Genomic DNA, 24,154 nt, shown 5'->3' on the forward strand with positions numbered 1-24,154 from the left:
AGCTTCTTGCACAAGCTAGGCTATTAAATCCAGATAAATCCCTGTTGACTGATGTCAACAGGGATTTTTTTGTTTAAGCGCTTGTGGCGATGACTACTCGAGCATGGGGAAAATAGACCGTTCGTAGGGTGCGCTCCGCGCACCGATTGCTAATGCTTGCGGTGCATCGAATGCACCCTACAGATTACATAGTAGCAATTCCATTGCATATTTATCCAATCTATTGTGCAGCTTGTAGGGTGCGCTCCGCGCACCGATTGTCGCTGCTTGCGGTGCATAGAGTGCATAGAGTGCATAGAGTGCACCCTACAGATAATAATAGCAGTCTCTCTACATAACTAATAAAAATATTCCATGCTCGTCTACATTCATTAATAGCAAAAAAATAATCACATTGTAAAAGTAAAATATATTAAATTTTTGATTTTAATGGATATTTTAACAGTTTCCTTCAGAAGGGAATTGTATTTTCTTTTGTGTGATCTATAGCTGCCTGCAGTTTGGCGACAGTCTGGGTTATGTCTGCGAACCCTGTTCCATCGCGGGTATTCCGCACCAGCTAAGCAATTAAATCCAGATAAACTCCTGTGACTAACGTCAGCTGGGATTTTTTCGTTTAAACGTTTGCAGTTATAAGCGCTTTTAGCATGGAAAAACAGACTAATCCGAAAAACCAATTAGTCTGTTTTTATATTTTTAAATACGATTTTAAACGCTTAATAGCACGGGCATCATTTGAATTTACACCTCCATAAATAGTTCTCAGTATCCAACGAATTGGCATTAATTAAAGATAATAATGTGATTTTAAGTTGTAAATTTTGCCAAATAGAGTGTGCTCAATGACTCATTAGCAATAATCACACTGCTGTATTACATTTATTTGATATAAATATTGTTTTAAATCAAATAAAGGGGGAAGGAAGGGAACAATATTACCCTACAGTATGAGTGTTCTTTAGGTATCTTCATTTTAGGACTTGATTATATTTGCACCCGCAGTTAAGTATTATTGATGATCTAAAGTTCAGCTGTACTACTTGACACTGTCATTATGCTATTTAATTTTCACTGTAAAGGAAATAACAGCCATGAAACTAAAAAAATCATTAATTGCTAGTTCCGCTCTTGTCTTTTCACTCATACCCTTTGGTGCTGTACAAGCCGAAAATACTACCTTGGAAAGTGTTAAAAGCATGTCAGAAATAAAAATGGATGGAATGGCTGATGCTGCCTGGGATAAAGCGCCAAGCATGAAGGTTAAAATTGACAAACAGCCTTACAAACCAAGCAACGGTTATGAAGGTATTACAAGAACTATTGTTGAAATGAAGTCCCTTTATGACGACCAATATATCTATTTCTTGATGAGTTATGCAGATCCAACCAAAAGTCTGGATCGTTTTCCATGGATGAAACAAGCTGATGGCAGCTGGAAGCAGTTATCAAATAAAGATGACACCGGCCACGATAATACTTATTACGAAGACAAAGCCGCTATTATCTGGGATATAAACACCGATGATTTCGCAGAAAAAGGCTGCAATGATGCCTGCCATCGTGCAGATGACGGAAAAGTCAATGGATTTGATAGTAAATCTCCCGCGCGTAAATATACCCAAGCAGGTCAAACCTTGGATATGTGGCACTGGAAAGGAGTCCGTACCGGTGTTAATAATCAAATAGATGATCAATATATAGATAGCACCTCAGATCCTGAAGAAAATGCTAATTGGGGACGCAAGGGGGATCACAAAACAGGTGGCGGTTATGTCAATAATATTGATGAAAATGGACAACCTGCATTTGTTTCTGCAAATCCAAGTGAGAATGCTCCCTCTATTTTTGATTCTGAAAAACAACCGTTTACAGCCGACTATGACAAGACTACGCGCATTCCAGGTATTATAACGCAGCCATTTACAGGTTCTCGTGCTGATATTGATGCAGTTGGTGTTTGGAAAGAGGGTGTTTGGACTATTGAAATTAAACGTAAGTTGGTCACCACGGGTGAGCAAGCCGCAACTCAAGATGTTCAGTTTAACGATCTGACTAAGGTGTATCCATTTGGTATTTCAGTATTTGATAATTCTCAAATAAATCATGTTTATCACCGTGGCGTGCTGGATCTTAAGTTCAAATAAAGCCTATTATTAATAGGTGAACAGTATAACCAGCTGGTTGGTGCAGCTGGTTATACTGTCACAACGTTTTTTATAACTAATAAATCATACTTAGTTGATTAAAGATAAAAACAACCCCTGCGGGTAAGAATAGCAGTCGCCCGTGGAGGTTAATGTTAAAGCTATAACCATTCAGATCCTTAAATAAAAAGAGGATATATGAGGCTATTACAGCGGTCATTAATTTTTATGAGTTTATGCATTTTATGCCTGCCCGGCCTTGCGGCTGGTAATAAGGTCGTTTCGGAGCGGAATATCTTGGTGCCCGCGGCTGATTTTGAAATACAGGTTGAAAATAAAGCTGAGATGGAAAAACTGATTAAAGAAAATAGACGTTGTATCCGCTGTCATCAAGTAGAACGAAAACTAAAAAAAATTCCCGCTGTAACAGTGCAGGGTGCTGCACATGGCAGTGAAAAATTTTACGATAATTGTACCGCTTGTCATGGAGATAAGGGTAAACATCCCAAACAAGACGTTAGTGTTATTAGTTTTGCTGCTCATTCACCTACCCCATTAGCACAACAAAATGGCCAATGTCTAAAATGTCATACTCCTGTTGAGCTTCGCAAAGCGGAATGGACACACGATGTGCATTATAAAAAGATAAATTGTGCTTCTTGCCATAAATTACATGATGCAGTTGATCCCATCATTAATATCGAGCGAAAATCGAGAATAAAACTTTGTGTTGATTGTCATCATTCAATAAATGAATCACAAGGGGAGCTATGATGGACTATTCCAGAAGAAAATTTTTAGCGGGTCTAGGTGCCACAACCATGTTCGCAACTGCCGGCGTTGCTGGCACATCTGTTATTCAAACCTTGGTCATTGATGGAAAGCGTTATGGGATGATCCACGATGAAACCCTGTGCATTGGTTGCGAAGCCTGTGTTGATGCCTGTCGGGAAACCAATAATGTCCCGGAGGGAGTGAGCCGTTTAGAGATTATCCGTAGTGAGCCCCGTGGTGAGTTTCCGAATGCTGATTATCAGTTTTTTAGAAAATCTTGCCAGCATTGTGAAGATGCACCTTGTGTTAATGTTTGTCCGACGGGTGCTTCTTTTATTGATAAAAAAACCGGGATTGTGGATGTACATGCAGATCGCTGCGTTGGTTGCATGTATTGTATTGCTGCATGTCCCTATAAAGTTCGCTATATCGATCCCGTGACTAAATCAGCTGATAAATGTAATTTTTGCCGCGATACCAATCTTGCAAAAGGGCAATTACCGGCCTGTGTACAGTCATGCCCGCAGCAGGCACTTGTATTTGGTGATCTCAATGATCCAAACAGTGAAATTGTTAAAACCCTGCAACAAAAAACAATCTACCGTTATAAAAAACATCTGGGTACTAAACCAAAAATGTTTAGAGTGCCAGATCTGAAAGGGGAGATTGAACTATGATGGAAAGTTTACAGCAGGCTCTGCATTTTGACTCCCTTGTCTGGCACTGGCCTATCGCAATTTATCTGTTTGTGCTGGGTATCTCTTCCGGGGCAATGTGTTTAGCGCTGTTTATTAAATGGAAATTACCCTCGGCGGAGAAGGCTGCGAAAAATCCGCTGATTAAAGCGGCAGCAATTCTTGTGCCGAGTATGGTTATTTTTGGTTTAGTGATCCTCGTTTTTGATTTAACTAAACCTCTGCATTTTTGGAAGGTGATTGTTTATCAATTTGCTAACCCAACTTCAGTCATGGGCCGTGGTGTCACGCTGTTTATCGTTTATCAGATAACAACATTTGCATGGATAGCGCTGGTCTTTAGGAAGGAGTTGGAAACATTGCTGGCACGTTTTATGCCTTGGGCAATGAAAATACTCGGTATTTTGTGGTTATGGGATTTAATTGCCAAGGTTGAGAGGCAACTTGAGTTTGTTATTGCGATACTTGCTGTTCTGCTTGGGGTGTACACTGGATTTTTGCTTTCCGCTTTAAATTCATATCCTTTACTTAATCAACCTGTTCTACCCTTACTCTTTTTAGCCTCTGGTTTGTCATCGGGCATTGCGGCAACCATTTTATTAGCGACGACCTTCTTCTCCGCCAATGCAAAGACTTCAGGCATGACCCTAAGTCATCGCCTGGAACAGCCTATTGTTTGGTCCGAATTGGCCTTACTGATAATACTGATTATTGGTATGAACTTCGGAGGTGAAATGGATAAAGTCTCTATCGATGCCGCTATTTCAGGTGGTTTTTGGGCAGGTGTTTTTTGGGTTGGCGTAATGGGTATTGGTATTCTTTTACCCTTGATGATGAATCAAATTACCTCGATTAAGGTTAAGCACAGTAATGCTTTCATTCTGAGTAGCGCCGTATTGACTCTGGTCGGAGTAATGTCATTAAGGATGTTTATTCTTTATGCCGGGCAAATGACACCAGCCTGAAGCGTACTTCCAGATACGATATAAAAATGTCCTGTTTTAATACTGATAAAATATAACTATGCTTAAGTATGGTGGGTGACTTATTATGAATTTATTGAAGATGTTATTGTTAAGTTTCGCGCTTTGCTGGGGTGCTATGGCCGGGGCGGCAGACTTACCCAATCCGGATCAGGAGAACTTAGCTAATTTTCATCTAAAAGATCAAGACTGCGCGGGTGCCTGCCATGAAAAAGAGGAACCTTCTACATGGCTGGAATTTGAACAAAGCAGCTGTATTGAATGTCATGATGAATATGGGTTCTTAGAAGGTAAATGGCATAATATAAAGCATCGTGAGGAGGAAGATATGCCCTGCACAGAGTGCCATATCACCCATGAAAAAACAGATCCTAAAGAATTTTGTTCAGACTGTCACGACGATGACCATGATGCATTCGAGCCCTTATTTAAATACCAGAGAGTAGTTGAAACTACCTCGCAGTTCCTCAAAGAAAAATAAAGCGGCTCTAGTATAAATAATGTTATGTTAACGGACACACTCTTTCTCAGTATATCTATCGCTGTTCGCCCTTGTGTCAGAATAGTGGCAACATTAACTTCTGAAATATTTTCCTGTCTTACGCATGAATAACTCAACCTGAATGTGAGTTGCAGAAACGGCTTTTCTAATTGCAATCTTTATCATGCGGTTAATGCGGTCAGACTGTTTATCTATTTTTACGGTTGTGATGACAGAATATTAACGGCTAGATAAGATTGTAATAAAAACTTATTTACTCATTGAGTTGCAGGTAATGTCAAATAATTATATTGTCCTCCAATCGTTCTTATTTAAGTCGCATAGATCTGCGTGTTTTATAAACTAATTCCGACCGTCGGTAAGGCAATATAATGAAAGAACAACAAACTGATTTAATAACGCCACGCCCCCAAAAATGGCAAGCGGAAGATAAATTAGCATGGTTTGAAAAACAGACAATTAAACGTTCATATCAAAATGATGTACTCAAAAAAATCACGGCGTTAGCGACAGATTTTAGGGTTGAACAATATGGTGAACTTTGTTATTCGCCCTATAACTATCCGCTTTATATAGTCACAACCCGCGATTGGGATAATAATAAACCTTCAATTTTGATAACCGGTGGTGTCCACGGTTATGAAACTAGCGGAGTTCATGGGGCACTGCGTTTTATTGAGAAACATGGCCTTAACTATGCTGAAAAATTCAATATTGCTGTCGCCCCCTGCATCAGCCCGTGGGGTTATGAAACGGTTAACCGTTGGAATCCCGATGCGACGGATCCAAATAGATCATTTTATCAACCAAGCCCCTCTCTTGAGGCATCTCAATTGATGGAATATGTTAAAAAACATCGTCTAAATTTTATGACTCATATTGATTTACATGAAACAACGGACACGGATAATACTGAGTTTAGACCTGCTTTAACGGCCAGAGATGGTGTTGAGCAAGAACTTACGGATATTCCCGATGGTTTTTATCTGGTTGCCGATACCAATAATCCCAAGCATGATTTTCAAGGTGCTATTATTGAAGCGGTTAGAAAAGTGACTCATATTGCCCCTGTTGATGCAAATGGGAAAATTATTGGAGAGTCCGTTAGCCAAGATGGTGTTATTCATTATGACACTAAACAGTTAGGGCTGTGTAATGGTTTTACTAACGCACTCTATTGCACAACAACAGAGGTTTATCCCGATAGCCCTCAGGCGACAGGAGAAGATTGTATTAATGCGCAGGTTGCGGCGGTAACAGGTGGGCTTGATTATTTAATTAACGAAAATATTGTTTAATGACATAAGGTAATAAAATTAATCAGGCTAAATTATGTATTCAGCATGGGGTCTGCCGTACTTGAAAATCTCTTAAATGACCCTTTAATTTACTGATTTTCTGCCAAAAAGCGAACACCTATATACTCTGCCCCCATTTGCATTAAAATAGACCTTAATCTGTGACCCGTCAGGTCTCAAATCTATTTATTAAAAAGGATTAATTGAATGACCCCAGAATTATTTTTTATATATGATTCTCACTGCCCTTGGAGCTACGCAAGTACTGCTTTACTTAATGAGATCGAAAAATCCTGCCCTGAAATGACAATCCATTTATGGCATTGTGCTCATTATGATGGCAGTGATCGTGTTGGCCATGAGAAGATGGACCGGGTCGCAAAAGAAAGTGTTGTGAAATTTGGCCAACAGTATAAACGTTTTGTCGATAGTCCTAAAAATGCGATTATGACGGCCAATTTTATGGCTTGGTTGCAAAATAAACAACCAGAGAAAGAATTAGGTGTTCTAAACGCATTGCAAAAAGCCCACTTTATTGAAGGTAATCCCTTCGGATGTAAACACGATTTTAATGAGATTGTCGAGCAGTTTAAGTTATCGCCACCTAATAAAATATTCAAAGATGAATTAAGCAGTGAGTCTGAATATACCTTGTCTGATATCAGTGAAGTTCAAGAGTTTATGAAAACAACTGACTTCCCCGCTTTATTGTTAATCGTCGATGAAAAGGCGGTGTTATTAAACCATTCACTGTATTTAAGTAAACCTGAAGCGATAATAGAGGCGATAAAACAAGAGTTAGCTTAAAAATATAAAGGTTAAATAGTGTTTTTTATTGCTGTGATTTATTAGCTTTACAATATTATTGTAAAGCTTTTTTTTGATAAGCGCTTATAAAGCATGACGTTATTCAACAACTAATATTCATTACACTAAGCAGCATAAATGAATGTAAAATGAGTGAATTTGGTATAATTTGCAATTGTTGTTTATTCTATTGTAAAAAAAGAACAGACCCTAATAGATTATATTATTGAATAAACATCAAAGGATAAGATTAATGATTAATACCGTTATTAAAAAGTATCAGACACTTTTTTCAGATCAAGCATTAGCAACAGATATGTCAGTTATCTCAGTGCTGTTAATACTTATTCTGATCTCGGTGGTAGCTAATTATATCACCAAAAAAATAATAACTGTTTTTGTTAAAAAATTTATTGATAAGACTAAAAGTCAATGGGATAACACTTTTTACGACTGTCATGTATTCACCCGTTTGTCTCATCTAATGCCAATATTGGTCTTTAGTGTGGCTTCAAAAATCATTTTTCCGGCAGATGATTACCCGCTTCTGTTGGATAACCTTTCTAAGTTTACTTCGCTGTATTTGATTATTGCCTTTGCCCTTGTTATTCATAGTCTGCTAGCTGCATTTGATGCTATTTACCGTACCTACAAAATGTCCAAGCAACGTCCAATCAACAATTATATTCAAGTTCTCAAAATTATTCTGTGGATTTTTACAACGGTCGCCGCCATCTCACTTCTGCTGAGCAAGGATCTTTGGGCATTATTTTTAGGCATGAGCGGGATGATGGCGATCATTATGCTCGTCTTTAAAGACACTCTCCTTGGCCTGGTGGCCGGAATGCAGATTACTGCCAATGATATGTTACGTATTGATGACTGGTTGGAAATGCCAAGTCGTAATGCGGATGGTGACGTGATTGATATAACCCTTAATACGGTTAAGGTCAGAAACTGGGATAAAACTATCACCACTATTCCTACCCATGCTTTGATGTCCGAGTCGTTCAAAAATTGGCGGGGAATGACCGAGTCGGGAGGGCGCCGAATCAAGCGTTCTATCTCAATTGATATGACATCGGTCAAATTTTGTGATCAAGAAATACTTCAGTCTTTTATGAAAATTGAGCTTCTTAAAGATTATTTACTTAACAAACAACAAGAAATAGAGACTTACAATAAAGAAACAGGAAACGATTTAAGTAACCTTGCTAATGGCAGGCGGCTCACTAATATAGGTACCTTCAGGGCATATCTATCCGCTTATTTGAAAAAAAATCCTAAAATACATCAAGATTTTACTTTTATGGTGAGGCAGTTGGCACCAAGTTCTACGGGCGTACCCATTGAAATTTACGTTTTTAGTAACGATCAGGACTGGGTTAATTATGAGGGAATTCAAGCGGATATTTTTGACCATATTTTAGCTGTTATTCCTGAGTTTGGCCTGAGAGTTTTTCAGGATCCTATTGGTTCTGATTTTGAAAAAGCGTTCGGTCGATCCGCTAATAATTAAGTAATGCGATACTCGTTTTGCGCCTTTGCCGGCGCATTATTAACTAACACCATTCAACTTGCTAAGTCTTGCCGACATTTTTTCCTCAGTATGAATTCTACCCTTAATTAAAAAGCGGCTATCCTCAAAGCAACAATTTAAGTCTTTTGGGCTGTTTTACAATAAGTATTTCTTTTGCTATCGGGCAACTATTTTGCATTTTTATCAATCGCACTCATACTTAATAAACAGCTTAATAGTTAATAATTAATTCACCTTAAATTACTTTTTAAAACAGAGCGAGATCTATTTTCTGCTTATAGGCTAAGAGGCAATGATCATGGCAAAATATGTTTATTTATTTACTAAAGGCCAAGCTGACGGTGATCGCTCGCAACGCGAATTACTCGGTGGAAAGGGGGCTAATCTCGCTGAAATGGCTGCAATCGGGATGCCCGTTCCCTCCGGGTTCACCTTAACAACCGAAGTCTGCAAGTCATTTTATCAACACGATCGTCATTATCCTGAAGGCGTGGAGTCGCAAGTGAATGGGGCACTTAAAAAGCTTGAGCAACAGATGGCGAAAGGTTTTGGTGATCCGGTTAACCCCTTATTATTATCGGTACGTTCCGGTGCTCCCACCTCTATGCCCGGCATGATGGACACCGTACTTAATTTGGGGCTCAACGACCAGACGGTGCAGGGACTTATTAACTTGAGTGGTGATCCGCGTTTTGCCTATGACTCCTATCGGCGCTTTATTCAGATGTACGCTAACGTTGTCAAGGGAGTGGATGGTGATGTTTTTGAAAAGTTATTAGAGGATAAAAAACGCGCGAAAGATATTCAAAATGATAATGAGTTGAGTGCCGAAGACTTGCAGCAGTTAATCGCTGCATTCAAAGCCAGTTATCGGCAAGTGCTTGGCCTTGATTTTCCAACTGATCCGCAGCAGCAACTTTGGGAAGCTATTAGTGCTGTCTTTGGATCCTGGATGAATCAGCGAGCGGTCACTTATCGCCGACTAAATAATATCCCCTCCCACTGGGGAACAGCGGTCAATGTGCAGGCCATGGTCTTTGGTAATATGGGTAATGATTGTGCGACCGGCGTTGCATTTACACGCGATCCCTCAACGGGAGAAAATTATTTTTATGGTGAGTTTTTAGTCAATGCTCAGGGTGAAGATGTTGTTGCCGGTATTCGCACACCGCAACCTATTAATAAGGCTAAATATAAACCGGGCGACCTGCCGGCATTAGAAGATGTTTTGCCGGCGTGTTACGCACAACTATTGGATCACCGTAATACTCTGGAAAAACATTTTCGTGATATGCAGGATCTTGAGTTCACTATCGAATCCGGCAAGCTGTATATGCTGCAAACCCGAACAGGTAAAAGAACAGCACAAGCTGCAATCCGGATTGCTGTGGAAATGGTTGCTGAGAAGCTGATCGACAAACGCGAGGCAGTATTAAGAGTCTTACCGGAGCAACTAGAGCAATTACTGCACCCCTCGATTGATCCCTCCGTGAACAAAAATATAATCGCTAAGGGCTTACCTGCATCCCCTGGTGCTTGTAGCGGCAAGGTGGTCTTTAATGCCGATGAAGCTGAACAACAAAACAGATTGAAAGAGAAAGTCATCCTGGTTCGGATTGAAACCAGTCCTGAAGATATTCATGGTATGAACGCTGCACAGGGCATTCTAACCTCGCGCGGCGGCATGACATCACATGCGGCGGTTGTCGCTCGGGGTATGGGTAAAAGCTGCGTCGCAGGTTGTGGAGATCTGCATATCGATTACGAAAAACAGGTAATGGTGACTAAGTCAGGACATACCATCAAGCGCGGGGATATTATTACTCTGGACGGAGCAGCCGGTGAGGTTATTCTTGGCGATGTCCCAAAAGTGCAACCAGCGGTCAGTGGCGATTTTGGCACCTTAATGAGTTGGGCCGACACCTTCCGCACCCTGCAAGTAAGAGCCAATGCCGACACTCCCCATGATGCCAAGGTTGCGCGAGAGTTCGGCGCAGAGGGGATAGGTTTGTGTCGTACTGAACATATGTTTTTCGACGTTAAACGGATCCAAGCGGTGCGTGAAATGATTGTGTCCACCGATTTAGAAGGTCGGGAAAGGGCGCTTTCGAAAATCATGCCGATGCAGAAAAATGACTTTATCGGACTGTTCCGGGAGATGCGAGGAGTGCCTGTCACTATTCGCTTACTGGATCCTCCATTGCACGAATTTTTACCACAGAATGATGATGATATCGCCGATCTTGCGGCCCTTGCCGGCATGCGTTTTTCGGAAGTTAAAGCGCATGTTGAAGAGCTGCATGAATTTAATCCGATGCTCGGTCATCGTGGTTGTCGACTCGGTCTCACTTATCCGGAGGTTTACGATATGCAGGTTCGAGCGATCATGGAAGCCGCTTGTGAACTGGTTAAAAATGAGCATTATGAAATTGTTCCGGAGATCATGATCCCGCTGGTGGCTGATGTAAACGAATTGAAGGTTCTGCGCGAAAAAGCGGTCCAAGTGGCAGAAAAGGTAATGGCCGCTTATGGCGTTAAAGTCGACTACCAAATCGGCACTATGATTGAATTGCCACGGGCCGCCTTATTGGCTGATCTGATTGCCCTGCAAGCTGACTTCTTTTCCTTTGGCACTAATGATCTAACCCAGACCACCTATGGTTTGTCGCGCGATGATGCCGGTCGATTTTTACCTTATTATATAGAAAATGGGCTATTTTTAAGCGATCCCTTTATTACATTGGATCGTGCCGGCGTTGGCCAACTAGTGAAAATGGGCACTGAAAAGGGCAGGCAGACCCGACCCGGTTTGAAAGTTGGTATCTGCGGTGAGCATGGAGGAGAGCCTTCGAGTGTTGAATTTTGTCATCAAATTGGTCTGGATTATGTTTCCTGTTCGCCATACCGGGTGCCCATTGCGCGCTTGGCAGCTGCCCATGCAGCTTTAATAAATGAATAGTAAATAGTCAATCACCTAAACTTAAACGTTTGGTAATCTCTTTATCCGGCGTTTTTTGTGACAGTACTGAAGGCAACAATTGATATGTATATAGACGCTAAAGAACAGGGTCTCAGCTCAGTCGATGCGGCTCAGCGATTGCAGGAGTATGGAGAGAATCGTCTTCCCTCCTCAAAGCCCAGCAGTCTCATTCTTATCTTTATTAAACAATTTCTGAGCCCCTTTATTTATATTTTATGTGTTGCTGCGATTGTATCCTTTATGGTTAAACAGCTACCCAGTGCCGTTTTTATTATAACGGTGTTATTTATTAACGCCATTATAGGCACTATTCAAGAGTATTCCGCACAAAAATCAGCCCATGCACTTAAGCAGATGATCAAAGGCTCAGCCCACGTTATTCGCGATGGTAATGCGCAGACCATTAACGCTGAATGTGTTGTCCCGGGGGATTTGCTGCTTTTATTTTCCGGGGATAAAGTCGCTGCCGATATTGAACTGCTTGCAGCACAGGATCTTGCTGTTGATGAATCTATGCTCACTGGAGAATCTTTAGCCGTCGCTAAAAACACTCACACCAAAGTGAAAAAAGGGGCTCCCATTAGTGATCAATTTAACCGCTGTTTTGCCGGCAGCATAGTTACCCACGGACGGGCACAGGGAATCGTTATCAATACCGGTCTTAATACAGAGATAGGCAATATTGCCACTCATGTTTCTGCGCAAAGGATTTCTGAACCACCTTTATTAATACGGATGCGAAAATTTACCTATAAAGTGGCTTTTGCCATTATTATCTCAATACTTATGTTGATTTTTTTGATGCTGCTGATCGGGGGATACGAAACAGATATCATGGTTATGATGGCGATAGGGCTTGCTGTATCTACTATCCCCGAAGGTTTACCTGCAGCGTTAACGGTTGCTTTAGCTATCGGTATGAGGCGCATGGTGAAGCACCATGTGATCATTCGTAAATTAGTCGCAGTGGAAGCCTTAGGCTCTTGTACTTTTATCTGCTCAGACAAAACCGGTACCTTAACAGTCAATGAGCTAACCATTCAGCAGGTTGTTTTGCCGGAGGGTGATATTTATAAGGTCTCAGGACAAGGTGTTGCTGATGGTACAATAGAAGGTGAGAATATCATGCAGCTTCGGGAGCTTTGTATTACCGGGGTATTAGCCAATGAAAGCCATTTAGATTATTCGGGCGGTGAGTGGGCATCGGACGGCGATATTGTTGATATTGCTTTTTTAGTGTTAGCCAAAAAATTAGGTCTTTCTGTCTCCGATATTAGAAAACAGCAAAAACAACTTGAAATTATTCCCTATGAGTCTGAAAAAGCATTTGGCGGCAGTTTAAATCTGAATCAGGAACAACCCTGTCTTTATGTAAAAGGCAGTCCGGAAAAAATGCTGGAATTATCAACTCATATGCATTCCCCATCAGGGACGATACCTATCGATCACAAAAAAATACAGGCTCAGTTTGAACAATTGGCGGGAAAAGGATTTCGCATTATTGCCCTGGCGATACGGCAAATTCCAACGGCTAAAAATGCACTGGATCACCTCGAAGGAATGACCTTTTTGGGCATGGTTGCAATGATCGATCCGGTTCGACCTGAAGCAAAAGAGGCTATCAAAAAATGCCAAACGGGTGGAATAGAAGTTGCAATGCTCACCGGAGATCACCCTGCCACGGCATTGGCGATAGCGATTGAACTGGGGCTGGCATCGCTTCAAAGTCAGGTTGTTACCGGGCCAATGATAAAAGAAGCGCAAAAGATAAGTACGCAAAATTTTGATGATCTTATTCGTTCCGTCCGAGTATTTGCGCGCATCGAGCCGACTCAAAAAGAGATGATTGTTGATAGTTTTATGCGCGCGGGGCATTTTGTTGCGGTGACCGGAGATGGGGTTAATGATGCTCCGGCAATGCGGCGGGCGAATGCCGGTATTGCCATGGGGAAAAAGGGCACCGATGTCGCCAAAGAGGTCGCAGATTTAATTATCACCGATGATAATTTTTCCTCCATTGTCAACGGCATTGAACAGGGGCGAATTGTGTATAACAATATTCGCAAAGTCATCGCATTATTAATCGCCACCGGTTTTTCAGCCCTGTTATTGTTTTTTCTGACCGTATTAAGCGGCTTACCTATGCCGTTAACCGCCATCCAATTATTGTGGCTTAATTTAATTGCCAATGGCGTACAGGATGTTGCATTAGCCTTTGAACCTAAAGAGGGAAATGAGTTAACGGAGCCGCCAAGAAAACCCAGTGAACCGATATTTGAGCGCGGCATCATTGAGCATGTAGTGGTTAATGGCACGGTGATGGGAGTACTCGCTTTTACTACTTTTTTCTATTTAATTAAAATGGAAACCGATCTGCACAATGCACGTAATATGACCTTAATGTTAATGGTGTTGTTTGGTAATATTCATGTTCTTTCCAGCCGATCAGAAAAAAAATCACTTTTCAGTCTGCCATTATTTTCCAATCCATTTTTAATATTAGCTGTCCCCATTGCGCAACTTATTCATATCGGCGCAATGTATACACCGGTACTGAATAATGTACTGCAAATCCAGCCCATTACAGTTGCGCAGTGGGGGGGATTATTATCCGTTGCTTGTACCCTGTTTTTTGCGGAGGAGGTGCATAAATATTTTTTAAGAAAAAAAACCGTAAGAAATAAAAATCAACAAAAAAGCAGCAGATCTTGAATCGCAGTTATTATAAAATAGGAAAGTGCGAGTTCTGCTAAGTAAGGCTTCAACCTGGCTTGTGATCTTCCCATAACAAGTTTTATTAACGGCTAATTTAAAATATTCTAGAGGAATAATTTTTCTGATGTAAAATACAAAGGCTAATAAAGCGCCTTTATACCCATGATACTTCAAGATGCAAAGTCAGCAAGGAAAATTGTACTGAGATGCTAGGCATAAAATTGAAGTATCGTTATCCTAGATAGCGATTTTATAACAACGCAGATTGGCACAATTTGCCTTGCCCTACGGGGCGCAAGTTCGAAACCAGCGCTGCGTTGCCCCCATCGAAAGGGAATAATCATTTAAGATGTAAATGCTTGCATTTACATCTACCGCTAGAGGATTAACGCAGTTAATCGCTCGAAAGGTCATGTTGCGTCTTGCTCTGATCGAAGACCTTGCGCCTGACAAAGCATTTTGAAGTAACATGGGTATATATCTGTCGATGACTTAAACTCGATACTGTCGTTTTTATGGATGACATTTGACTTACTTGCGGCCTAAAAAATAGTATCTTCCCCTATCGCTTGATCCAATTAATATATCTTATTGGTATCAAAGGCTGTAAAATTGCATGCCATCATTTAAAATGAACAGCGGCGGAGCGGGTTAGAGGCACCCTTAGTGAATCTATTGGTTTTACAGAATTAATTAGCGGTTTAAAATTTTTAACGGGAATATGAATGATTATCTTATTAACAATAATGCGTAATTATTGGTTTGCCTGCACCATTTTCATGCTGACAGTGATTACGCTGCTGTCGTTCAACCTTAGTATTAATTTACCCTCCGTACCAGGTGGAGATAAAATGCATCATTTTATTGCCTATGCATTATTAATGTTTCCGGTCGCGTTGAAAAAACCTCAGCATTGGTTGCTCATTGCGTTATTCTTTCTTTGTTTAAGCGGCGGAATTGAGTTACTGCAACCTCTGGTTGGACGTACTAATGATTGGCTTGATCTTGTCGCAAATTGGAGCGGCATTATGTTCAGTATCCTATTCGCACAGTTAATACACAGAGTGTTTCCCTCTTTGATAAACCAAGATAGCTAATGAAAAGCTTGTAATAACACTCGGGTTATTACAAGCTTTATCGTCAATAAGAGCTGTAATTAAGCGCTTACTAAGGCTAATGTATCACGGGCAATAACCCACTCTTCATTGGTTTGAATAACCATTGCGACCGTACTATCCTGTTCAGTAATAATGCCCTGATTCGATGATTTACCAAAGCGGTTTGCCAGGTTTTCTTGCGGGTTTACTTTAAAACCTAATAAACTTAAACGCGCCAGTGTTAGTTCACGTATTGGTGCTGAATTCTCACCAATACCGCCGGTGAATACCACTGCGTCTAATCGCCCGTCTAATGCTGCCGTGTAGCTGGCTATATATTTAGCCAGACGGTAGCAGTATAGATCCATGGCACGTTTCGCTGCTGGATCCGTATCGTAGTTATCTTCAACAAAACGACAATCAGATGTTTTTTCAGTTAACCCTAATAATCCAGACTCTTTAGTCAGCATAGTATTTATTTCTGCCATGCTATAACCTAATTCATCATACAGGTGGAAGATAACGGCCGGATCAATGTCACCACAACGAGTCCCCATGACCAAACCTTCTAAGGGTGTCATACCCATAGAAGTATCAACGGACTGACCGTTTTTAATCGCACAAACAGAGCCGCCGTTACCAAGGTGACAGTTAATAATATTTAACTCTTCAACGGGTTTGTTTAATATTCCGGCAGCTTCAAGGCAGATGTAAAGGTGGCTGGTACCGTGCATGCCGTAACGACGGACACCATTTTCACGGTAAAGTTTGTAAGGTAGTGCATATAAAAACGCTTGTTCAGGCATGGTCTGGTGAAAAGCGGTATCAAATACGCCTACATTTGGCAGTCCGGAAAAAGCATGCTGTGCGGCACGGATACCAACGAGGTGAGCAGGATTATGTAAAGGCGCCAGCGACACGCAATCTTCAATGCCCTGAATCACTTGATCGGTGATCACTACAGATTGAGTGAATTTTTCACCACCGTGTACGATACGATGACCAATTGCAAAGAGGTTTTCTTTTAATGCAGGTTGTTTGGACAGAATCTCATTGACAATATAGTTCAGAGCTTCTTCATGAGCTGCGCCAATACCTAAATCTGCACTTCCTTTCACGCCTTCCAATTTCCATTTCATGCGCGCATCATCCAGATGCAGGCATTCAGCAAGACCTGATAGTTTTTCTTCACCTGTTGACATGTCGATGATGGCAAACTTCAGTGAAGAACTGCCGCAGTTAAGTACAAGAATTAGCTTGTTGCTCATGTATTATATTTCCTATTTATTGTGTAAAAAACAGTGGATCAGATTGATATTTTGTGGGTTTTTATAAAGGGTATATTGTCTATTTTTAGAAAATGCCGAATAGCCGAAAAACACCCTATTAAATAGCCTATATCAAAGGGTGCGTAGGATACAGGCGAAGTTGAAAGATAACAATATAGTTTTCATCAAGCTCGCTTTAGCATTAGATTTTAATCTCATTAAGCTAACTGTAAATTTTATGATTAAAGGCCTAACGTGATGATTTATTATGTGATAAATATTTGCCGTTGTTGTCGAGCAGCGGGATAATAAAAAGGCAATGGGTAAATACAACAAAACGCCAAAAAAAAGGTTAGTCGCTGCGGGACAACTTTGATTGCCTTTTACTGGGGTTATATTTGCATTCCAATGACGCTTTATGCTGATTTTAACAGCGACTCTCAGCCTCTTTTTATCGGCCAGATTCAACCTTGAAAAGCCGCTGATTATTTTTAGTATGCCCGCAATAATAGAGGTACAATAAATCATGATTTTGATTGTTTGATAAAAAAATTAATTAATTGAGAGTGACCAGTAAATGAAAATTGAATTGCTTAAAACATTTTTAGAAGTCAGTCGAACGCTGCATTTTCGTTTGGCGTCTGAATCTTTATTTATCACTCAATCTGCCGTGAGTGCAAGAATTAAACTACTTGAAGATGACTTAGGGGTATTGTTATTTGATCGCCGTCAAAAGCATCTTAAATTGACAACGGCAGGAGATCGTTTAATTAAACATGCGCACGAAATTATTTTTATGTGGCAAAAAGCGAAACAAGATGTCGGTGTTTCAGACCAGAAAACCACGCAGTTAGCCATAGGTTCAATGATGTCTATTTGGGATGTTATTTTACAGACCTGGTTACAAAAAATACATCGCAACATGGGGGAGATTAGTTTATTAACTAATGCCAGTTCGCCCCTTGAGTTACGAAAAAGTGTTTTAAACGGTGTTACTGATATCGCCTTTTTGTTTGAACCTCCCTTTGTTGAAGAATTGGTAACGGAAAAGGTAGCGGCAGTACCACTGCATCTTGTTTCCACACAATCCAATATTGATATAAAAACACAGAATTTAAATGATTATGTGGTGGTTGATTATGGTGAATCGGTCAATACTCAGCATCTGAGAGAGTTTAAAAATGCGCCACCGGCCAAACATTTCATGAGTCAACCTCGGGTCGCATTAGAGTACATATTAGAAGCCGGCGGATGTGCTTATTTGCCTCGTCAGATGGTTATCGATCATATAAGCTGCGAAAAACTCTACCTTATTGATGATGCGCCGGTCTATTCTCGGGAAATATTTGCTATTTATCTGGCAAAAAGTCATAAAGCAGATGTTATCAAGCAGGCAATCCAATACTTTCCGGAGATGATTTATTAAGAAACGCTTTCATTGATGCCGTTTTGAATGTTGCAGCGGTAAAAATGAAAGTTGACTGACTTATACCCATGTTACTTCAACATGCTTTGTCAGGCGCAAGCTCTTCGATCAGAGCAAGATGCAACATGAGGTAATGGTTATTCCCTTTTCGATTGGTGCAACGCAGCGCTGGTTTTCGACCTTGCGCCCCGTAGGGCAAGGTAAATTGTGCCAATCTGCGTTGTTATAAAATCTCTCTGTAGAATAACTAACCTTCAATTTTATGCCTAGCATCTCAGCACAATTTTCCTTGCTGACTTTGCATCTTGAAGTATCATGGGTATATACCAAAAGAACTAAAAAGGTGATCACCCTTGCTGGTTAAAATCATCCCTAACTGCGTTGTGAGTTTTATTCAGAACATCCTGTTCTTCACCACTTTGTGGCCAGCTAAAGCTGTTCAAAATCGTTCCATACGATTTTGTGAAGGAGTACAACGATCGAATGCAACTTAAGTGCTAATTTTTCCTTCGCAATAATTGCTCACTTCATTCATTCCTTTGGTATTAAGTCAGAAATAAGGCACCTAAGCCTAAAAAGGTAATAAAGCCAAAAATATCTGTTACCGTGGTTAATATTACAGCCCCCGAAAGAGCAGGATCAATTTTCAGTTTAGTTAACAACCAGGGCACCCAGACACCGGAAAGTGAAGCAATAATAATATTGCCCAGAATGGCGATATAAATAGCTAAGGATAATAATGGATTTTCAAACCAGATATAGGTAATGCCCGCAATGATCGCTGCCCACAGTAATCCATTTATGCAGCCCACTTTAAGCTCTTTTATGACAATGGCTTTCTGATTCGCATCGGTTATTTGCCCCAATGCAAGTCCGCGAATAATCAAGGTTAATGTCTGGCTTCCCGATATTCCGCCCATTGAGGCGACAACGGGCATCAGTACGGCAAGCGCGACAACTTGTTGCAGCGTACCTTCAAATAGGCCGATAAACCAAGAAGCCAAAAAAGCAGTCACAAGATTAACACCTAACCAAACCGCGCGATTTTTACTACTGATCCATATATTGGAAAACAGATCTTCTTCTTCGACCATGCCTGAGGACTTAAATAATTGAATATCTTTTTGCTCTTCCCTTATAGCATGGGCCTGCTGTAAATCTAACCTGCCGGTTAAACACCCTTTTGTATCAACAACGGGTAAGGCGGCTTTACCCGAGATAATGACCTTTTCAGCAGCAGAATAAATATTATCAGTAGAAAGTAAAACCTCATGATCTCTATTCACAACGGTAGATATTGGGATATCATCCTGCATTGCGATAAGCTTCGCAATGGCAACTTCTCCGATTAATATTGCATCATGATCAGTGACATAAAAGACTTCAGTGAGAGGCGGTAAAAAATTTGAAAGAATCTTTTTTACCGCTGATGTTTTTAGTCGTTCGGGAATCTGTATATCGTCAAAACTTTGCCAATGGCCAACCTCATCATTTGAGAATTCTTGTGCTTTCTTAAATAATGCTCTTTGTTTAGCGGTCATTTTAGAAACCGCATAATCAACAAAGCGATCACTCAGATTTTCTGACAGATCTAATAATTCATCCGCATCCAATTTCTCAAATAACGGGAAACATTGCTCATCTGCACTGGCATCTAAAATTAATTGCCGTGATTCATTACGCATTTCAATAAAAACTTGTTGCTGCACTTCCTGGCTTATCAATTGCCAAATTAATTTTCTTAATGGAATTGGGAATGCTTCCAATAAGACCGCTATTTGTTCAAAAGACAAGCTGTTTTCTAATTCAGTGACAACGTCGGCCAACGCCGATCGATTTTCAATATTATCATTAAGCATTTCAATGAAAAAAGGCAGTTTTTCAAATGACATAAGCTGGATCCTTGTGGATGAGAGACTCATTTTACTATAAAAAATGCGCTGGAGAGTTTTTAATAAGCTGAAAATAATAAATTAAATTTAATGGATTAGTAACAAAGATTCGCTATTCCATCGCAAAGGGAAACTGCCTATTACTTCATATTCCGGCGTATTAGGTCTCTTTTTTTTAACAAAAAAAATGAATCATTAAGAACAAAATTTTTCGCTTTGTTTTTGCAGGAAAAAGCCTGATTATGCACCAAATTCTGACCCGATAGAGATTTTAAATGAATAACAGTCATAGTGTAGCAGAAGCCGATCTTGAGCAAGAAGATGAAACTAGTCCTTATTTTAAGGATTTAGCCGATCTGGAATCTGAGAATACTAACGAAGAATCTAGTGTCCAAAAAGTGCGTTCTAAAAATAAAAATAAACGAATTATTAAGGGACAAATAGAGTTCCAACTTGAAAAAATAAGAGAAAAAAAAGAATTCGACTATTTATATGATGACTAGAGCTAAAATTCATAGGGTCACTGGACTAAAATGTAGGTGATGATTAGGCTCAAAGCTATAAAGAAGTTGGCGAGTGAATAAAACGGACTCGATTTTAATACAATGACCAGAATAACGGCTAAAATCATTCGTCACTAGCAACGAATTTTACTGTTTTTATGCTTAACAATTGCTTTGTACAAACAAGGTCGAAAATGTGCAGGCTATTTTAACTTCTTGCTAACATTGTTGCAGATATTTCATAAAGTGTTGCAGATATTCCATCAATAGGCCTGTAAATTTCAGTCTTTATAAAAGAGGAAATTCCAGGCTCTGCCTTGTATAAAAAATTTACTCGTAGCTGCAAAAACTCCCGAAAGATAAATACACCTGATTCAGAGGTGAAAAATAGCGTTGGCCATGCTGCCCTATAGCAAGTTATTGCTATTCGCGGTGCATCTTACTCTTTTTCTGACCTTTACCTTTTTTATTCGATAATGTAAGAAAAGTAGCCAATGTAACTAATGCAAGCATAAAATATTTCATTGCTTTCTGCTTGGAATAATAAACAGTGAGTGGCGGCTAAATTTATCATTGCATTAAGCGTTGCTAAAAACGTCGTTAGTGAAACATTAATTAACCGGCGTGATTATGATTAAAAATTTATCATTGCATTAAGCGTTGCTTCTTTTAACTGAACAATATTCACAGACAATATTCACCTAAAACTATAAAAGGGGCGCGCTGCCCCTTTTCAGTTTTCGAAGCGCCATATTTTAATCGTCGAAAGGCGAGATTATGATCGATCGCAGTTTTTTAAATAAGACGTCCGCAAATAATTTCTGAGACGGGAGAGTCGGTGTTAAAGGCTGATCCTAATTGGGTAGAATGTGCCGCTATAATCACAACTTGTTGGTTATTATTGGTCAATTTTTCAATATTATGGAGATCTATTTTTTGGAATTTAGCGGCATCGCGCCGCCCGTAATCAAAAAATAACGCAGTAATATCAGAGTCTAAAAATATGGCATCAGCCTGCTGCATTTTTTGATACGCCTGCAGGGTTAAATTATCAGGTTGCTGATCATAAATTCGGATAATACTGACACTGCCGCTTTCTTTAAATGTGTCAGTGGTCAATGCATGATTAAACAGCGCCACAGCCTGCTCTTCATCACCCGCCAGTAGCTGTTTGGCGACGTCACCGGTCAATATTTTTTTCCAGAACAGTTTACGTTCGGAAAACTGTTTGATTCTGGCCTGTACTTCAATGCGATAGCGACCACAAAAGCGCGCTAATCTGCCGTAACCTGCGGGCAACATCTGCTCTACTTGAGATTTTAACATTTGCAATAATATAGGGGCGTTACCCGAGCTGGACATGGCAATGATCATCGGATCCCGGTCAATGATTGCGGGTGTGATGTAATTGCAAAGCTCAGGATCGTCAACCACATTGAGCAGCATACCGCGCTTATTTGCCGCAATACTGATTTCAATGTTGACCGATCTGATATTTGTTGCAGCTATCACTAACTGGTGGTTGTCCAGAAAATGAGGTGCATATTCAGCTTTAATCCAAGTGAGTTGCTGGTTTGTTAACAGTTCTTTCACACTGTCTTTAAGTGCCGGGCTGATAACGGTTACCTGTGCTTTTGACTTGAGCAGAAGTTCAATCTTTCGCGCAGCAACATTACCGCCTCCGATAATCACGGCATTAAACTTTTTAGCATCTAAAAAAATCGGGAAATAGTCCATCATTCTGGCCTTAGTTAACAAATATTTTGGTTAAAGCGAATACCGTTAAGTATCACCCCGATAAATTATTTTTTAACTTATTGTTTATTATTCAAAAAAGAGGGTAACAATCATAACGTAAGTTTGAAAATTAACAAAGAATTGAGCATCGGCCGCTTAAGGCTCTCCGTCCGCTTTAATCTGCGTCTGCAGTCGCAGTTATTATAAAACCACTGGTTATAATAAGCTGCTCAGGCCTCAGCAACCTTTGATTAAAGTAAACTTTATATTTATCTGTTATATAAGGATTCTCAATGTCAGTCATCGATAGCAGCTGTATTGTCATATTTGGCGCTTCAGGCGATCTCACGCAGCGCATGCTTATTCCAGCGCTTTATCATCTTTATATCGATCAAAAACTGCCAAAGTCCTTCGCTATTCTGGGGGTAAGTCGCAGCGTTTATAATGATCAGACATTCCGCAGTAAATTAATAAAAAACATAAAATCTGACCAAAATAGTAATGAAAACTTATTAAATAAATTTTGTGAACACCTGTTTTATCAGGCGATTAATACCAGCGACGTCAATGATTACCAACTGCTGAAAAAACGTATTACCCGTATTAATACGGATCTAGAGCTTAAAAATAACACCCTTTTTTACCTTGCCACGCCACCCAGTTTATATTCTGTTATTCCCCAGCATCTTGCCGCTGTTGGCCTTAATGAAGAGACGGACGGCTGGAAACGGCTGGTGGTTGAAAAACCCTTTGGTTGTGATCTTAAATCTGCGCTGAGTCTGGATGAATCTCTGTATCGGCATTTTCAGGAACAGCAAATTTATCGTATTGATCATTACCTCGGCAAGGAAACGGTACAGAATATGCTGGTATTACGTTTTGCTAACAGCATTTTTGAACCCTTGTGGAACGGCAGGTACATTGATTATGTAGAAGTCACGGGGGCTGAAGCATTGGGCGTGGAACAGCGCGGTGGTTATTATGATGGTTCCGGTGCCATGCGGGATATGCTGCAAAACCACTTATTACAGGTGATTGCTATGGTTGCCATGGAGCCGCCCGCCGTTATCAATGCCAAGTCAATGCGCGATGAGGTGGTCAAAGTTTTACAATGTTTAAAACCACTTTCTCAAGATGATCTGCAAAATAACCTGGTATTAGGGCAATATATTCAGTCGCAGGTAAGAGGGCAATGTCTGCCGGCTTATCGCGAAGAGAAGGGCGTGTCGCATAACTCGAGAACAGAAACCTATGTCGCCCTTAAGCTGTTTATTAATAATTGGCGCTGGGATGGGGTGCCATTTTATCTGCGTACCGGAAAGCGGCTGCCAACCCGGGTCACTGAAGTAGTTATCCATTTTAAAAAAACGCCTCACCCGGTTTTTTCAGCCCAAGCCCCCGAAAACAAATTAATTGTTCGCATTCAGCCCGATGAAGGGATCCTGTTAGGTTTTGGCTTAAAGCAGCCGGGCGCGGGTTTTGATGCCAAAGAAGTCGCCATGGACTTTCATTACAGTGACTTGAAAGAAACTGAATTATTAACCGCCTATGAGCGTTTACTGCTGGATTTATTGAAAGGTGATGCCACGCTATTTGCCAGAAGCGACGCGGTGCGGGCCTGTTGGGATTTTGTACAGCCCATTTTAGACTATCAAAAACAATCATTTCCTTTGTATGGATACGCGTCCGGTACATGGGGGCCGATTGAAGCGGAAAAATTATTAAAACGGGATAAGCATCAATGGCGCTATCCTTGTAAAAATCTAACCGATACGGACTACTGTGAGTTATAA

The 24,154-nt window shown here is 40.4% G+C and carries 17 protein-coding genes; 14 read left to right on the plus strand and 3 right to left on the minus strand.

Annotation, left to right across the window (positions count from 1 at the left end; genetic code table 11):
• The first annotated feature begins 1,091 nt into the window (after nucleotides 1-1,091).
• The 11 genes from CXF72_RS09495 to CXF72_RS09545 all read left to right on the plus strand — a co-directional run bounded on the left by CXF72_RS09495 (nucleotide 1,092) and on the right by CXF72_RS09545 (nucleotide 15,535).
• The gene (locus CXF72_RS09495) at nucleotides 1,092-2,144 is read left to right on the plus strand and encodes an ethylbenzene dehydrogenase-related protein (protein WP_101038731.1); all 1,053 of its coding nucleotides are present in this window, start codon (nucleotides 1,092-1,094) and stop codon (nucleotides 2,142-2,144) included.
• Nucleotides 2,145-2,342: 198 nt separating this feature from the next.
• Entirely contained in the window at nucleotides 2,343-2,918 is a 576-nt protein-coding gene (locus CXF72_RS09500) for a multiheme c-type cytochrome (RefSeq protein WP_101038732.1), read from the plus strand.
• Nucleotides 2,918-3,595, plus strand: a complete 678-nt coding sequence (gene nrfC, locus CXF72_RS09505; RefSeq protein ID WP_101038733.1) for a cytochrome c nitrite reductase Fe-S protein — start codon at nucleotides 2,918-2,920, stop codon at nucleotides 3,593-3,595. The genes CXF72_RS09500 and nrfC overlap by 1 nt, the downstream gene beginning before the upstream one ends.
• Nucleotides 3,592-4,578 (plus strand): cytochrome c nitrite reductase subunit NrfD, encoded by a 987-nt coding sequence (nrfD, locus tag CXF72_RS09510; RefSeq protein ID WP_198552554.1) that lies wholly within the window; start codon nucleotides 3,592-3,594, stop codon nucleotides 4,576-4,578. Before nrfC ends, nrfD begins: the two co-directional genes overlap by 4 nt.
• Before the next feature lie 85 nt (nucleotides 4,579-4,663).
• Nucleotides 4,664-5,077, plus strand: coding sequence for a cytochrome c3 family protein (locus CXF72_RS09515; protein WP_101038734.1), 414 nt, complete (start codon nucleotides 4,664-4,666; stop codon nucleotides 5,075-5,077).
• A 392-nt stretch (nucleotides 5,078-5,469) separates the two neighbouring features.
• A complete protein-coding gene (locus CXF72_RS09520; RefSeq protein WP_101038735.1) occupies nucleotides 5,470-6,396 on the plus strand; it encodes a M14 family metallopeptidase in 927 nt (308 codons plus the stop codon).
• Between the two features lie 207 nt (nucleotides 6,397-6,603).
• The gene (locus CXF72_RS09525) at nucleotides 6,604-7,203 is read left to right on the plus strand and encodes a protein-disulfide isomerase (RefSeq protein WP_101038736.1); all 600 of its coding nucleotides are present in this window, start codon (nucleotides 6,604-6,606) and stop codon (nucleotides 7,201-7,203) included.
• A 253-nt stretch (nucleotides 7,204-7,456) separates the two neighbouring features.
• Nucleotides 7,457-8,722, plus strand: coding sequence for a mechanosensitive ion channel family protein (locus CXF72_RS09530; RefSeq protein ID WP_101038737.1), 1,266 nt, complete (start codon nucleotides 7,457-7,459; stop codon nucleotides 8,720-8,722).
• Nucleotides 8,723-9,041: 319 nt separating this feature from the next.
• The gene (gene ppdK, locus CXF72_RS09535) at nucleotides 9,042-11,702 is read left to right on the plus strand and encodes a pyruvate, phosphate dikinase (RefSeq protein ID WP_198552555.1); all 2,661 of its coding nucleotides are present in this window, start codon (nucleotides 9,042-9,044) and stop codon (nucleotides 11,700-11,702) included.
• Nucleotides 11,703-11,759: 57 nt separating this feature from the next.
• On the plus strand, nucleotides 11,760-14,435 hold the full coding sequence (locus tag CXF72_RS09540; RefSeq protein WP_232784934.1) for a cation-translocating P-type ATPase: 2,676 nt from the start codon (nucleotides 11,760-11,762) through the stop codon (nucleotides 14,433-14,435).
• A 728-nt stretch (nucleotides 14,436-15,163) separates the two neighbouring features.
• Nucleotides 15,164-15,535 carry a VanZ family protein gene (locus CXF72_RS09545; protein ID WP_101038739.1) on the plus strand — a complete coding sequence of 124 codons (372 nt, stop codon included), beginning with the start codon at nucleotides 15,164-15,166 and terminating at the stop codon, nucleotides 15,533-15,535.
• A 59-nt stretch (nucleotides 15,536-15,594) separates the two neighbouring features.
• On the opposite strand, the gene CXF72_RS09550 is transcribed toward CXF72_RS09545, so the two are convergent.
• Nucleotides 15,595-16,803, minus strand: coding sequence for an acetate kinase (locus tag CXF72_RS09550; RefSeq protein ID WP_101038740.1), 1,209 nt, complete (start codon nucleotides 16,801-16,803; stop codon nucleotides 15,595-15,597).
• Nucleotides 16,804-17,380: 577 nt separating this feature from the next.
• Between CXF72_RS09550 and CXF72_RS09555 the strand changes: the two genes are divergently transcribed.
• Nucleotides 17,381-18,229 (plus strand): LysR family transcriptional regulator, encoded by an 849-nt coding sequence (locus CXF72_RS09555; RefSeq protein WP_101038741.1) that lies wholly within the window; start codon nucleotides 17,381-17,383, stop codon nucleotides 18,227-18,229.
• A gap of 545 nt (nucleotides 18,230-18,774) precedes the next feature.
• Here the strand turns inward: CXF72_RS09555 and CXF72_RS09560 are convergent.
• Complete coding sequence (locus CXF72_RS09560) at nucleotides 18,775-20,121, minus strand: magnesium transporter (protein WP_101038742.1); 1,347 nt, start codon at nucleotides 20,119-20,121, stop codon at nucleotides 18,775-18,777.
• A 275-nt stretch (nucleotides 20,122-20,396) separates the two neighbouring features.
• Between CXF72_RS09560 and CXF72_RS09565 the strand changes: the two genes are divergently transcribed.
• The gene (locus CXF72_RS09565) at nucleotides 20,397-20,624 is read left to right on the plus strand and encodes a hypothetical protein (protein WP_101038743.1); all 228 of its coding nucleotides are present in this window, start codon (nucleotides 20,397-20,399) and stop codon (nucleotides 20,622-20,624) included.
• Between the two features lie 795 nt (nucleotides 20,625-21,419).
• Here CXF72_RS09565 and CXF72_RS09570 read toward each other — a convergent pair.
• Entirely contained in the window at nucleotides 21,420-22,364 is a 945-nt protein-coding gene (locus tag CXF72_RS09570; RefSeq protein ID WP_101038744.1) for a precorrin-2 dehydrogenase/sirohydrochlorin ferrochelatase family protein, read from the minus strand.
• A 290-nt stretch (nucleotides 22,365-22,654) separates the two neighbouring features.
• On the opposite strand from CXF72_RS09570, the gene zwf reads away from it, so the two are divergent.
• Nucleotides 22,655-24,154, plus strand: a complete 1,500-nt coding sequence (zwf, locus tag CXF72_RS09575) for a glucose-6-phosphate dehydrogenase (protein ID WP_101038745.1) — start codon at nucleotides 22,655-22,657, stop codon at nucleotides 24,152-24,154.

Origin of the sequence: Psychromonas sp. MB-3u-54, assembly GCF_002836415.1 — a bacterium.
Classification (GTDB): Bacteria; Pseudomonadota; Gammaproteobacteria; order Enterobacterales; family Psychromonadaceae; genus Psychromonas.